Origin of the sequence: Longibacter sp. (genome assembly GCF_051155795.1) — a bacterium.
Lineage (GTDB): Bacteria > Bacteroidota > Rhodothermia > Rhodothermales > Salinibacteraceae > Longibacter.
The window spans coordinates 69,283-82,408 of record NZ_DAXETW010000005.1; the positions used below are offsets into that span (position 1 = coordinate 69,283).

Here is a 13,126-nt window from a genome sequence, read left to right on the forward strand (position 1 = left end):
GTTTCTTCCCCGGGCGGTCTTGCCCCTCCCCGGCCCCGCTTCTGCTTCATCCGACCCCGACGTACCTGCATGGATTTCTGCCATCTCCACTGCCACACGCAGTATTCGCTCCTGGACGGCGCCGCCGGCATCGACACGATGATCCAGCGAGCGAAAGAAAAGGAAATCCCGGCCGTCGCGATTACCGATCACGGGAATCTCTACGGGGTCCCGGAGTTTTACACCACTGCTCAGAAGCACGGCGTTCAGCCCATCATCGGGTGCGAGTTCTATGTAACTCCAAGCGGGCACCAGGACAAATCGGACCGGACACGGTATCACCAGGTGCTGCTCGCGAAAAACGCGACCGGCTACCAGAACCTTATCAAGCTCTCCTCTAAGTCCTACACGGAGGGCTTTTACTACAAGCCGCGCATCGATCTGGACATGATGCGCAAGCACCACGAGGGGCTGATTGCGACGACGTGCTGCCTGCAGGGCTGGGTCCTTCAGACCATCCTGAAGAAAGGAGAGGACGCCGCGCGACAGGTCTTCGAGGCGTTCCTGGACATCTTTCAGGACGACTATTACATCGAGATTCAGAACCACGACATCGAGGACCAGCACACGTGCAACGAGGTGCTGCTCCGGTGGTCGGAAGAATACGACGTGGATGTCATCGCAACGAACGACGTTCACTACGTCGACCAGGGTGACGCCGAAGCGCAGGATATCCTCCTTTGCCTGCAGACCGGGAAGGATTACAAGGATCCGAACCGGATGCGCTTCTCCAACGACCAGTTCTACCTGAAGGGCGCCGAGGAGATGACGGAGGCGCTGACCGGGATTCCGGAGTCGTTCCAACGCGAGGCGCTCGTGAACACCAACGAGGTGGCCGCCAAGTGCAACTTCGAGCTTCAGATGGGCGACTTGCTCATGCCGCACTATCCGATTCCGGATGGCTTCGACGGCATGGATGATTACCTCCGTCACCTCACCTTCGAACGTGCCAACGAGCGCTATGGCGACCCCCTCTCCCAGGACGTCGTGGACCGGCTCAACCACGAGCTCGGCATCATTAAGGAGATGGGATACTCGGGGTACTTTCTGATCGTGCAGGACTTCACCGAAGCCGCCCGTGACCTGGACGTCCGCGTCGGTCCCGGCCGGGGATCGGCCGCGGGATCGGCCGTTTCCTACTGTCTCGGCATCACGAACGTCGAACCGCTCCAGTACGACCTGCTCTTCGAGCGTTTCCTGAACCCGGAGCGCGTGTCGATGCCCGATATCGACATTGACTTCGACGACCGCGGCCGATCGAAGGTGATCGACTACGTGGTCAAGAAGTATGGGCGTGAGAACGTCTGCCAGATCATCACTTTCGGCACGATGGGTGCGAAAACCGTCGTCCGGGACGTGTCGCGCGTTCTCGACGTGTCGCTTGACCGAGCCGACGAAATCGCAAAGATGATTCCGGAAGGGCCGGGCGTAAGCCTGGAATCTGCGTTCGAGGAAAACCCCGACTTCCGGGCCCTGAAGGACGCGGACGACCCATCCGTGCGCAAGATGATGAATTACGCGGAGGTGCTCGAAGGATCTGTTCGGCACACCGGCGTTCACGCTGCCGGCGTCATCATCGCGCCGGGTGAGGTGAGCGACTACGTACCGGTCTCCGTCTCAAAGTCCAAGGGCGAAAAGGTCATCACGACGCAATACGACGGGGACTGGGTCGAAGACTTCGGCTTACTCAAGATGGACTTTCTCGGGCTGAAGACGCTTACCGTCATCAACGATGCGATCGAGCTGATCGAGCGAAATTACGACGTCACGATCGATCTTGATGAGATCCCGCTGGACGACGAAGATACGTACAAGCTATTCCAGCGAGGCGACACCGTCTCCATTTTTCAGTTTGAGTCGACGGGGATGCGCGAATGGATGCGCAAGCTGAAGCCGACGGAGCTCAATGACCTCATTGCCATGAACGCCCTGTATCGTCCGGGGCCGATGGAAAACATCCCGACCTACATCGACCGGAAGCACGATCGGGAAGAGGTCGAGTATCCACACCCGATGCTGGAGGACATCCTGAAGCCGACGTACGGCATCCCGGTGTACCAGGAGCAGGTGATGCAGATGGCGCAGGAGATGGGCGGGTTTTCGCTCGGGAAAGCCGACATTCTTCGCCGCGGGATGGGGAAGAAAAAGGCGAAGGTGGTCAACAAAATGAAGGGCGAGTTCGTCGAGGGGGCCAAAGCCCGCGACGTGGACGACGAGACGATCGAGCGCGTCTGGGAGCTCATGGCCAAGTTCTCCGGGTACGGTTTTAATAAGTCACATGCAGCGGCTTACTCCATCGTCGCGTATCAAACGGCGTTTCTGAAAGCCCACTTCCCGGCCGAATTCCTGGCCGCGGCCATGACGAATGACATGGGCAACACCGACAAGCTAAGCGTCGTCCTCGAGGAGGCCCGCCGAATGGGGATCGAAGTGCTGCCGCCGTCCATCAATCACAGCCAGACGAAGTTCGATGCGAAGGACGGCAAGATCCGCTTCGGAATGGGCGCCGTAAAGAACGCGGGCGTAAATGCCATCGAGTCGATCATCGCCTCTCGCGACAAGAACGGCCCGTTTGAAACGATTTACTCGATGACCAAAGATCTTGATCTTTCGGTCGTCGGGAAACGGACGCTCGAAGCACTCGCGGATGCAGGCGCCCTCGACGATCTCGAAGGCCACCGGGCGCAGCTGGCAAACGCCGTTGACGGCGCTGTACGGTACGGCCAGAAGGTACAGGCCGATCGTGCGGCGGGCCAGAATTCGCTCTTCGGGAACGGAGAGATCGGATCGAGCGAAACCGAACCGAAGCTTCCCGATGCCGAGCCGTGGCCGACCGGCACCCGCCTTAAAAAGGAGCACGACGTCCTCGGGTTTTACGTATCCGGCCACCCGCTCGACGAATACCGCGCCGAGGTTGACGCCTTCGCCTCCGCCCAGTTCGGCAATACAGATGCGATCGAGAAGTTGATCGACAATCACAGCGGCGACGAGGACCAGTACGGGCGCGATCGCGGGCCCGTCCGCACGTTCTGTGGCATCGTCACGGAGATCAACCGGCACACCACGCGATCCGGAAAGCCGATCGCGTTCGGCACGATCGAGGACTTCACTGGGCAGGGCGAACTGGTCTGCTTCTCCACGGTCCTTGACCGCGCCGGGCAGTATCTCGACGTCGACAAGGTGGTGCTCGTAAAGGGCAACGTCGAAATGCGCGGCGGTCAGGTGAAGGTGCTCGTGAAGGACATTCTTCCGATGTGGAAGGTCCGCGAGCAGAAGGTGGAGGAAGTGATCCTGACCGTCGACGCCGAGACGATGGTGGCGGAGGAGCTGCTCCAGCTCAAGGCACTTTGCGAAAACAATCGCGGCCACTGTAAGCTTTACTTTGACCTCAAAGCCCCGGAGTTAACGGGACCCGAACGGCTTCGGAGTCGCTCCTTCGTGATCGAACCTACCTCCGAGTTCATGAAGGGAGCGCAGCGCCTGGTAGGCCCGGAAAATATACGACTGACGGGTTCGATTTAACCCGTTCCCGTCCAGCCCACTCAACAGGGCGTGCTTGGCCGACAGATCTCAAATTCAGAGCCCTTCCCGGATCCGGGGCCCTGACGCGCATAGAGCAGCATCCAGAGCCAGCTGGTTTTTTGTGAAGGAACAGTGGACAACGACGGCATTTCGTTTGTATGTTACGAAACCGTAGTGTTGTTACATACCCGACACGCCCCGCGCGCCTGTGTTCTCTGCTCCATCCTGCGTAGCCCGCATTCTGGCCCGTACACTTGCGTGTGAACGCCTGTACTCCGGTTCCTGCATCCTGTGCACGGTCCTCGCGCTCCTCAGCTGTCACGGACTTCTGCCCGGATCCGCAAGCGCGCAATTACGACCCTCGGCGCTCTCTGAAACGGAGACGGTCAGCGACGCGGGCACAAGTTTGCGAGTCCACGCCGCCCCCCGCGGCCCCTCCCCTCGTGCGTCATTCGCACCGATGCAACGACAGGGCCTTCGCGCCGGCTCTTACCTTCCGGAAGCCGACGAACCGGTGCTCCGAACCGACGCGGATCGGTGGATCCCATCCTGGCAAAACGTCCGGTCCGACGTTCTTTCCATTGTCCGGGCACCTTTCACACTCGATCGAGACGAGACGCTCCAGCTGGTCGGTGCCTCCGGTCTTGTCGTGGGTGTGATGGCTGGACTGGATCGCCCCGCCGCCCGACGCGTCCCCGCGAATGCCGACACCCACCTCGCAACTCTGGCCACGCCGGCATCCGCCCCCGGACGCCTCTACGACCGGATCGGTCCCGACCGCTTTGTCCTCGGAGCCATTGGGACGTTCGCGGTGACGGGCATCGCTCTGCAGGAGAAACAGTTCACACGCACGTCCTTCAATCTGGTTGAGGCCCTCGCCCTCACCAAGGTCACCACCGGCCTCTTCAAAGGGCTTGCCGGTCGATCCCGCCCGTATGCAAACGCAAGCCCTTGGGACATCAATGCCGCGAAGTTCGGCAGCGCCCATGCGACCAAGTCGATGCCGTCGGGCCATACCTCTCGCGCGTTTGCCATCGCCTCGGTCATCGCCCACGACTATGATCGGTGGTGGGTCCAGGTACCAGCGTATGGCGTTGCAACCTCCGTTGGCGTCCAGCGGATTCGCAGCGGCAATCACTGGCTCTCCGACGTTGTCCTCGGCGGTGCGCTCGGGTACCTGATTGGACGCACGGTCGCCGACACGGACGGCCCCGGGGACGGATCGGTCTCCTACGACCCGATCGTCGGGACGAACCAACTCGGTCTTCGCGTCCGGTTTTAGCACGTCGCTACCTTCCGGTACCCCGCAGGAGACCTTCCGGCCGCTTTACAATGACGTGAGCGACCTCGTCTCCATAGGAACGGCAGCCCGGGCGAGACGTGCCCGAGTATCGCATAGGTCACCAAATACCCAATTGTCGGGATGCTGCACATCGCACTGCTGGACGCCTCCCTCGGAACGCCGCATGCCAAGCGAAACTTCCGGCGTGAGATCGACGCGACGCTGACGGTGTTCGATGTAAACAAGGGTGAACTGCCACCCCCGATCGCCGATGAGAAACCGCTGCGGCAGACCGGGATCTCCGACCCGTTCGACGCGGCCGTCATCTCGGGGTCACAGTCGTCCGTCTATCACGACGACGCCTGGATCGCCCGATTGTCTACCTGGGTTCGTACTGCCGTTGCATCAGGCCTCCCCATGCTCGGCGTCTGCTGGGGCCACCAGCTACTGGCCGAGGTGCTCGGTGGACGCGTCGAAGGCGGAGCGTACGAACTCGGGTATACGGAGGTCGAACGAGTCAACTCGGATCCGTTCTTCGAGGGCGTGGAGAGCCCCTGTACCGTATTTGCGACGCATTCCGATCATGTCACCGAGATGCCGCCGGAGGCAACCGTCCTGGCCCGAAACGACGCGAGCATCCAGTCTTTCCGACACCAGAACGTGTTCACGACGCAGTTTCACCCTGAATACGATCTCCGAACGGCCAAGGCGATGATCGAGTCGAAAGACCTGCCGGCGACGGACATCCAGCAGGCACTCGACACCTGCACGGCCGAGAACGTGCGCAAGGCCCAGAACGTCAAGCGCGTGTTCGACAACTTCCTCTCGTACGTCGCCGGTGTGTCGGATCGAGCACCGATAGCAAACGACCCGCCGACCGCCGAACGCCCGTCCCAGCCGTAGCGACGATCTGAACGTGTCTCCCACCACGCACGTCATCGCCAATCCGGCGGCCGGGTCTCGGCACGTCCAGCGCCGGTCGCGACGCATCGCAGCACGCCTATCGCAGGGACCGGCGGCGGCGTTGATCTCGTGGACGCAGGGGCCCGGTCACGCCACGCGACTGACGCGGCGCGCGCTTCGACAGGGAATCCGTCAGATCATCGTTCTGGGAGGCGACGGCACCCTCAACGAGGTGGTCAACGGCTTCTTTGATGCAGACGAGCCCATTGCCCCCGACGCATCGCTTCTCCCGCTCGGTGGAGGCACAGGGTCGGACTTTCTCCGAACACTGCGGGAACTGCCGGACCGTCCCACGGGAAACGCGGGCACCGACGTCCACCCGGTGGATCTGATGCGGGTTTCTTATACCAACGTCCACGGTGATGTCCGTACCCGCTACGCGATCAATATCGCGTCGATGGGTCTGGGCGGGCTGGTGGTCCGAAGGGTGCAATCAGTTGAACAGCGACGCTTTATCGGGGGGACTGTTGCCTACTTTGCAGCGATCATTCGGTGTCTCCAGGACTACGAGCACGACGACGTTCGCGTTATCGCGGACGGCACGGACACCGGCGTACATCGCGTACGAAACATCGCCGTTGCCAATGCACGATATTTCGGTGGCGGACTCCAGATCGCGCCGCACGCGGTGGTCGACGATGGCGTGCTGGATGTCGTGTTGCTAGACAATGTCCCGTTCCGGCGGCTTCTGCGCGATGCACGGAGGATCTACGCGGGGGAGCACACGGGCCTCCCCTACATTCGACCCCTTCGCGCGCGAAGCCTCACGATCGTACCTACCGGCACCAATCCGGTCTTTCTGGAAATGGACGGTGACCCCGTCGGTCAACTGCCCGCCACGTTCCAGGTCATTCCAGACGCTGTCAACATTCACCTGCCGTGTTCGACCTTGTCGTAAGCAACAACGGTCCGATGGCAGACGTGCTGCGCGGACGACCATCTTACGCAGCCCCTGCCCCGTTCAACCAGGCGACGAGAACGATCACCGCGACGATGACGGCGACCAGGGCGACCATGTAGACGGTGAAAGAGATCGCAAAGGTGAGCCACACGTCCTTCCACCTCTTTCGGTAGAACCCGTATGCGCCGTGAGCGATGATCGGGAAAATGAGGAGCGTCGACCCCTGAACGATCAGAATGCCGGTAAGAGACGGGACTGCCACCATGATGACGAGCTGCAGTATGCCCGTGTAGAGCGTTGCCTGGCCTGCGCAGTACAGCACCATGATAAGCGTTTCGGCAAACGTGTAGTCCGCTACGGACCGAAAGACGCGCTGCTGGACCCACGCGACCGGCAGGACGCTCACGGTGAAGAGAAGGGCGGCGTACGGCTTTACGTAGTCATCCATCGCGTCAACGACCGCGGGGTCGGCCGCGGACTGGCCCTGCGCCTCGAAGATCGATCGCATGGAGTCGGCGACAAGCTCGAAGGAGCCGATAAAGACGGCCGTAGCGACGACCATGAACGCCAGTGGGCCCACATACGGCTTCTGCCTCCCCTTTACGTACGCTCGGGCAACGCTCCCCGGATCAACCGCCAGGCGTCGAATCGTGTACAACAGCCCCTGATCGAGGTCGAACACCCTCGAAATGAACGCACGCACAAGGTGTCCGAACGTCAGCGGTCGATCCAGATACTGCTGCCCGCACGCCGAACAGTACGAGCCGGAGCGATCGGCCCCGCAGTTCATGCAGTATGACTGACGCGTCGCTCCCCGAACCCTTACCTGCTCCCCATCGGCACCAGCCGGTTGAACGGTGGGATCGGCCAAACCGTCGGACGGTGCGTTCTCGTCTCGGGTCTCGCGGGATGGAGAAGCGTCTGTTGAATCAGGCACAGGTCCGCGGAAAACAAACGAGTGGATGAACTGAATGGCGGGTTCGCCGTGCTGATGTAGGCGCATTGTGCATCAAAGTTCATCTCCACCCCACCGAACGGATTGACCATTCTCAGCATGACGTCCCCTGCATCGCGACATCAGTATCCTTCCGTCGTCGACATCCCGTCCGATGTCGCTGTTTTCGATTTTACAGAAGAATATGACCCCAACGCGATCGAGGACCATGCGTGGGGAATCGGTCGGTACGACGAGCATCGCGCGCAGGAAATGTACAACAACTCCGGCCTGTACGCCGAAGAGCGCTGCATCCACATGGGCATCGACCTCTGGGGCCCTGCCGGTACGCCCGTGAAGGCGTTCGCGGACGGCCGGGTATATGCCATCGTCAACCACGACAGCCCGCGCAACTACGGCCCCACGGTCATCACCGAGCATCTGCTGGACGAAGAGCGGGTCTGGGCCCTTCACGGGCATTTATCTCGGGAAACGCTCGAGCACCTGGACCTCAATCAACCGGTACAGGCCGGCGATGTCCTCGGCTGGTTCGGGACGACGCACGAAAACGGGGGCTGGCCGCCGCACCTGCATCTGCAGCTCTCGCGCGAGGAACCGCTTGACAACGATATGCCCGGCGTGGTTGCGCCGGCGGACCGCGAGAAGGCGCGAGAGACCTACCCGGACCCACGCCAGGTTCTCGGCCCGATCTATTGACCGAGGAACTCGGTCGGTCGCTCGTCCACTCCGACCGCCACGACAGGACCCGACGGGCGCATGTCGATGGCGCTTCAGGCCCCGGCGTCCAGTTCGTTAAGCGCGGCCGTGGCCATCTGTTCGAGACCGTCCGAGAAATCGTACGGTGCGGGCCAGTCGATGGCCTGCGAGAGTCGGTCGCGCGCCGCAGCCGTCTCCCCCCGGGAGGCGTGAATCCGTGCTGAGTAGTACAGGGAGTACGGCGCCCACTTCGACCGCTCGTCTCCCACAAGCTCAAGCGCGTCTGTGTAGTGATGGAGCGCAAGCGAGTCTCGACCGAGCTGGTGGTACGCCCGACCGAGCCGATAGGCCGCCTCGGCCCGGTGATCGATCATGACGCTTGCCTCTTCCATCGCGGCGACGGACTTCGCCCGGTCGATCGCCTCGACGTAGCGCGCGCCATCGAACGCGATGCGCGCCCGTAGTAGCTCCCGGTCTGCGGACGTCATCGGTTCCTTGGACCGCTCCGCTGCCCAGCGCGCCGCCCAGCGGTCGGTATCAAAGTCACGAAATACCTCCACGTCGCGGTAGACCCGACGGGCGCGGGACCATCCCTGCATCATCTCCAGCGCGAGGCCCTGATACAGCATCGCCTGGGCACGCAGCGCGTTGCCTGCGTGCAGCGTCAGGTACCGGTCAAACCACACCGCTGCTCTCTCAAAATCCCCGTCTACGAACAGGAGGTATGCGTGAAAGTAGTCGAGATAGCCTAATCGCGCATACCCCGACGTCTCCATCCGGGCCCGTGCATCCGCCAGCACGATGCGGGCCTCCTCCACGGCTCGCTCCTCGATGAGCGCGAACGTCAGCAGATACGACGCGATCAGACTCTCCGGTGCCATTCGGTGGAGCTCACGTAGACGCTCCAGGGCAGCATCCTGACGATCCCGTACCACCAGGTCGAGTACAGCGTCGGCAGCTCGCGCCGGGTACCGATTGGTCCGGCTCTCAGAGGCCGCCCGTCGGACCTGGCGCCGCCCCGCTTCCGCATCGCCACGGAAACCGAGAATGCGCAGTACGAACCGAAAGGTACGGGGTAGACGGGCGACGGCGACCCGGGTGAGTCCCAGGCTCATCATCGGATCCGCGAACGTCGGGTAGTCGTCCTCCAGATCGGCGAGCCGGGACCGCGCGCCCCGGGCTTTCCATGCCGCCGACAGATAGTTTCCCTGGCGACCCGCTATGATCGCGTTCATCCATCGCCGCTCGGCTTCTACGTGACGGGTCCACGCCGAAACTCCGAAACGGTCCACGTGGGCATCGACCGCCGTCTCGAGTCGATCGGACACGGCATCGAACTCCCTGAAATGGCGGTCGGCCTCCGTGATAAAGGCCTGCAGCAGCTCGATCCACAGCCGGCCGTGTTCTGCGGCCATCCGGCCGTCGGGTCTACCGGCCAGGAGATCCAGCGTATCCGCCGCCGAGCCGAGCCGGTATTCGAAGATGAGCCGTCGAGAGGCATCCACGAGCGTGGCAGACCGATCCGTTTCGACGCCGAGTGGACGCGACCAGCCCGTCGAATCCGGCACGCCGGCGTGTGACGCGAGTGGCACGAGGAGAAGCGCCAGCAGAACCAGATAGACGAACCCCATCGCCCGCACGCACCAGCCGGGAGCGAGGCTGCAGCGCGGAGAGAACGATGCGCGTAGGGACGTCTTGTCGTTACCAAGGCGGTTTGGACCGTCCATCATCAAAAGCGTTTCGGCAGCCCCGCGTGTTCTACAGGGCGCTTTCTTCGACAACCACCGAAGAGTCACCGACCGCAATTCCGTCGCCGTCACCGACGCCGAGTTCCCCTTCACTCGCCGCAATCACGGACGCGACCATCGTGTCGCCCGTGATGTTGTTCGTGGTACGAAGCATATCCAGCGGACGGTCAACGCCCAGGATAAGCGCGATGCCCGCACTCGGCACGCCCACGGATTCCAGGATGACAACTAGCATGACGATTCCCGCACTGGGAACGGCGGCCGTTCCAATGGACGCCAGCACGGCGATGAAGACGATGTTTGCCTGCTGCATGATCGTGAGATCAAAGCCAAGCACCTGCGCGATAAACACGGCGGCGACGGCCTGATAGAGCGCGGTACCGTCCATATTGATGGTCGCGCCCAGAGGGAGCACAAAGGAGGAGACCTCTTCGGACACGCCGAGGTTCTTCTCCGCCACCTCCATTGTGACGGGGAGGGTGGCACCACTGGAGGACGTCGAAAAGGCAACGAGCTGTGCGGGGGCGATGCCGCGGAAGAAGTCGATCACGGACTTCCGCGTGAAAAGCCGGAGCAGGGTCGGATACACGATGAAGACCATGACCGCGAGGCCCGCAACAACGGTCAGACAGTAAACCCCGAGCGCCTCCACGACGTCGATCACCTGATCCGGGTTTTCCCCGGCGATGCTTGTGATCGCGTCAGCCATTAGGCCGAAGACGCCGATCGGGGCCATCAGCATCGTGATCTCGACGACACGGATGACGACGGAGTTCAGTCCGTCGAAAAAGTCAATGAGCGGCTGCGCTTTGTCCTTCGGGATCTGCAGCAACGCGAGGCCGAGAAGAATCGCCACGAACACGATCTGCAGCATGCTCCCATTATCGCTGGCCGCCGCGAAGAAGTTGGTCGGTACCATATCCACGATCGGCTGCAGCGGGCCACGGTCGCGGGCCTGCTGCGCGAACTGCTGTCGCTGCTCGGCGTCGCCGCCGTAGGTCTGCGTCAGCGCCTCCTGCACCTCGGTCGGCACGTAGGTGCCGGGCTCGATGGTATTGACCAGAAAGAGGCCGACAACCAGCGCGATGATGGTCGTGCCGATGTAAAAGGCGATCGTCTTCCCGCCGATCCGCGACAGCTTGGACGTATCGGACAGCGACGTCACGCCCATCACAAGCGACGCAAGGATGAGCGGCACCGCGATGAACTTCAGGAGATTCAGAAAGATCGTTCCGAAGGGAGCGATCCAGTCCGTCGTAAACTGACCCAACCCCGCGGACGCGGCGTAGATGCCGTACAAAAGGCCCAGCACCAGGCCGATAATGATCTGCCAGTGGAGTTTTTTATACCAGTCCATAAAATGAGGCGGGTCAGAGAAGGACGGATCGAAGACATATTAAGAAACGGTTCAGCCCGGTGGTGCACAAGCGGCTTTGTCCAAAATTGTCTTCAATTGCTGGGCATCGGGATCTTAGTCTCCGATGGCGCACCTCCCCCGCCGGCGACCTCGTGCCTGTTCCGGAGACTCGTCAGGAAATGACGAGGCCGGCCAGGAGAATCGCGAGACACGCCCCCGTTGCCGTGGCGATGGCGTTGACGGTTTCGTTGTCGATGAACGTACAGCCGCGCACCGGCTCGTCGGCGTGTGGGGGGCGCTGTTCCGTGGCTATCCCCGTCACGGGGTTTCGGTATATCGCCTGGAGGTAGGCCCCGGCGAGGCTGTCGGTCCACGCGCCCGCGATGCCAGCCACAACGATCAGGAGCATCCCTCCCACGTCGGTCAACCCCAGCAGGAGGGCAGTCAGCGCGACGGAGGCCGCTCCTCCGGCGGAGGCCAGCGTGCCGACTCCCGAAACAGCGCCGCTTGTCCCCGACGCGACGCGTGTCCAGGTGCGCAGCGACACTGGCTTGGCCGTGGACAGCGTGCCGAGTTCCGTCGCCCACGTATCCGCTGCAGCCGCAGCAAATGCACCCAGGATCCCGAACACGATCAGAGGGTCCGACGCGGCCAGCGTCAGTCCGAGCAGAATCCAGGCCACGCCGCCGTTAGCAAGAACCTGCGCGGCATCACGCGGACCGGCTTTCTGTACGCGCTCTGTTGCAGACGCTTTTCCCTCACGGCCAATGAAAGAAAGCGCACTGGATCCGACAAAGAAGACGACAGCAGGGCCCGCCCATGCGGGAGGAACCCACGCCACGAAAGAGGCTGCCAGCAATCCACCGGCCAGGGCGCCGTCCCAGGACAGCGCGTGGACACCGTAGGCGAGTCCGGCAAACACGATTCCCGCAAGAACGGCAAACATACCGAGTGGGGATGCCGGTGCCTCGAGCCACGGGACGGTGGCGCCGACGGCCGCCAGCACGACGAACAGGTTGTCCCATCCGTTTCGACCGACGGCCTCGGCAGCGGTGGTGACTGCGGCAATGACGACGGCGCCGGTGATCACCGCGCCCAGCGATGTGTCCGGGCCCACGGCGAGCAGGCCGACGATGGATGCCAGCAAGGCGACAAGACCAAATGCAAGGCTCCCCTCAGCCGACTTTTCCTTCTGTTCGTCTCCGAGCCACCCGGCGGCGGGGTCCGCGAGGGCAAGTACGAGATATGCAACCTGAAACGCCGGGATGCGGACGGGATCGACGAGCCAGGTTAACCCGATCGCCGGTAGAACGGACAGGGGAAATAGCACCGTGCCAAGACTCGACGGTCGCGCCTCATGCATGCCAGGCAGCCACCCGCGAGCCCACATTACGGCATTTGCTGCGACGAAGAAGATGGCAAGCGCCACGAGGACCCGCGGCGACGGAAGGACGAATGGCGCGCCGGCGACGGCGAGGCCTACGAGCATGTGGACGACCCGTCGAGAATGTACCGCCGCGACGCCCGAGGTCCGCAGCACATCTCCCAGGATCGCTATGACCGCAAGCAGGACGGCTCCGGCGGCGAAGATGGTCGCCTCAGCGGTGGAAAAGAGGTCAAGGAGCGGAATGGGCACAGAGGGCCAGAAGGATAGGCTGCGACG

Annotated in this window: 9 protein-coding genes; 5 read left to right on the forward strand and 4 right to left on the reverse strand. The window is 62.4% G+C overall.

The genetic code is table 11. From position 1 onward, the window contains the following. The first annotated feature begins 69 nt into the window (after positions 1 to 69). The 4 genes from dnaE (at position 70) to ACFCU0_RS01000 (ending at position 6,704) form a co-directional block, all read left to right on the forward strand. Positions 70 to 3,561 carry a DNA polymerase III subunit alpha gene (gene dnaE / locus ACFCU0_RS00985; protein WP_434971787.1) on the forward strand — a complete coding sequence of 1,164 codons (3,492 nt, stop codon included), beginning with the start codon at positions 70 to 72 and terminating at the stop codon, positions 3,559 to 3,561. Between the two features lie 460 nt (positions 3,562 to 4,021). After that, positions 4,022 to 4,843, forward strand: a complete 822-nt coding sequence (locus ACFCU0_RS00990) for a phosphatase PAP2 family protein (RefSeq protein WP_434971788.1) — start codon at positions 4,022 to 4,024, stop codon at positions 4,841 to 4,843. A gap of 141 nt (positions 4,844 to 4,984) precedes the next feature. Then, a complete protein-coding gene (locus ACFCU0_RS00995) occupies positions 4,985 to 5,746 on the forward strand; it encodes a type 1 glutamine amidotransferase (RefSeq protein WP_434971789.1) in 762 nt (253 codons plus the stop codon). Between the two features lie 13 nt (positions 5,747 to 5,759). After that, positions 5,760 to 6,704, forward strand: a complete 945-nt coding sequence (locus ACFCU0_RS01000) for a diacylglycerol/lipid kinase family protein (protein ID WP_434971790.1) — start codon at positions 5,760 to 5,762, stop codon at positions 6,702 to 6,704. 43 nt (positions 6,705 to 6,747) lie between these two features. On the opposite strand, the gene ACFCU0_RS01005 is transcribed toward ACFCU0_RS01000, so the two are convergent. Continuing rightward, positions 6,748 to 7,578, reverse strand: coding sequence for a DUF3667 domain-containing protein (locus tag ACFCU0_RS01005; RefSeq protein ID WP_434971791.1), 831 nt, complete (start codon positions 7,576 to 7,578; stop codon positions 6,748 to 6,750). Positions 7,579 to 7,761: 183 nt separating this feature from the next. On the opposite strand from ACFCU0_RS01005, the gene ACFCU0_RS01010 reads away from it, so the two are divergent. Further along, positions 7,762 to 8,358 (forward strand): peptidoglycan DD-metalloendopeptidase family protein, encoded by a 597-nt coding sequence (locus ACFCU0_RS01010; protein ID WP_434971792.1) that lies wholly within the window; start codon positions 7,762 to 7,764, stop codon positions 8,356 to 8,358. A gap of 74 nt (positions 8,359 to 8,432) precedes the next feature. Here the strand turns inward: ACFCU0_RS01010 and ACFCU0_RS01015 are convergent, their stop codons facing one another. From ACFCU0_RS01015 to ACFCU0_RS01025, 3 genes are all read right to left on the reverse strand, one after another. Next, positions 8,433 to 10,088 (reverse strand): hypothetical protein, encoded by a 1,656-nt coding sequence (locus ACFCU0_RS01015; RefSeq protein WP_434971793.1) that lies wholly within the window; start codon positions 10,086 to 10,088, stop codon positions 8,433 to 8,435. 28 nt (positions 10,089 to 10,116) lie between these two features. Further along, positions 10,117 to 11,463 carry a dicarboxylate/amino acid:cation symporter gene (locus tag ACFCU0_RS01020; RefSeq protein WP_434971794.1) on the reverse strand — a complete coding sequence of 449 codons (1,347 nt, stop codon included), beginning with the start codon at positions 11,461 to 11,463 and terminating at the stop codon, positions 10,117 to 10,119. Positions 11,464 to 11,635: 172 nt separating this feature from the next. Then, positions 11,636 to 13,099: a DUF92 domain-containing protein gene (locus ACFCU0_RS01025; RefSeq protein WP_434971795.1), complete on the reverse strand. Its 1,464-nt coding sequence runs from the start codon at positions 13,097 to 13,099 to the stop codon at positions 11,636 to 11,638. Positions 13,100 to 13,126: the final 27 nt, after the last annotated feature.

Bases quoted from the DNA above. Each gene is read 5' to 3' on its own strand.
- ACFCU0_RS01015 (WP_434971793.1), bottom strand. From the start codon at position 10,088: ATGATGGACGGTCCAAACCGCCTTGGTAACGACAAGACGTCCCTACGC.
- ACFCU0_RS00995 (WP_434971789.1), top strand. From the start codon at position 4,985: ATGCTGCACATCGCACTGCTGGACGCCTCCCTCGGAACGCCGCATGCC.
- dnaE (WP_434971787.1), top strand. From the start codon at position 70: ATGGATTTCTGCCATCTCCACTGCCACACGCAGTATTCGCTCCTGGAC.
- ACFCU0_RS00990 (WP_434971788.1), top strand. From the start codon at position 4,022: ATGCAACGACAGGGCCTTCGCGCCGGCTCTTACCTTCCGGAAGCCGAC.
- ACFCU0_RS01010 (WP_434971792.1), top strand. From the start codon at position 7,762: ATGACGTCCCCTGCATCGCGACATCAGTATCCTTCCGTCGTCGACATC.
- ACFCU0_RS01020 (WP_434971794.1), bottom strand. From the start codon at position 11,463: ATGGACTGGTATAAAAAACTCCACTGGCAGATCATTATCGGCCTGGTG.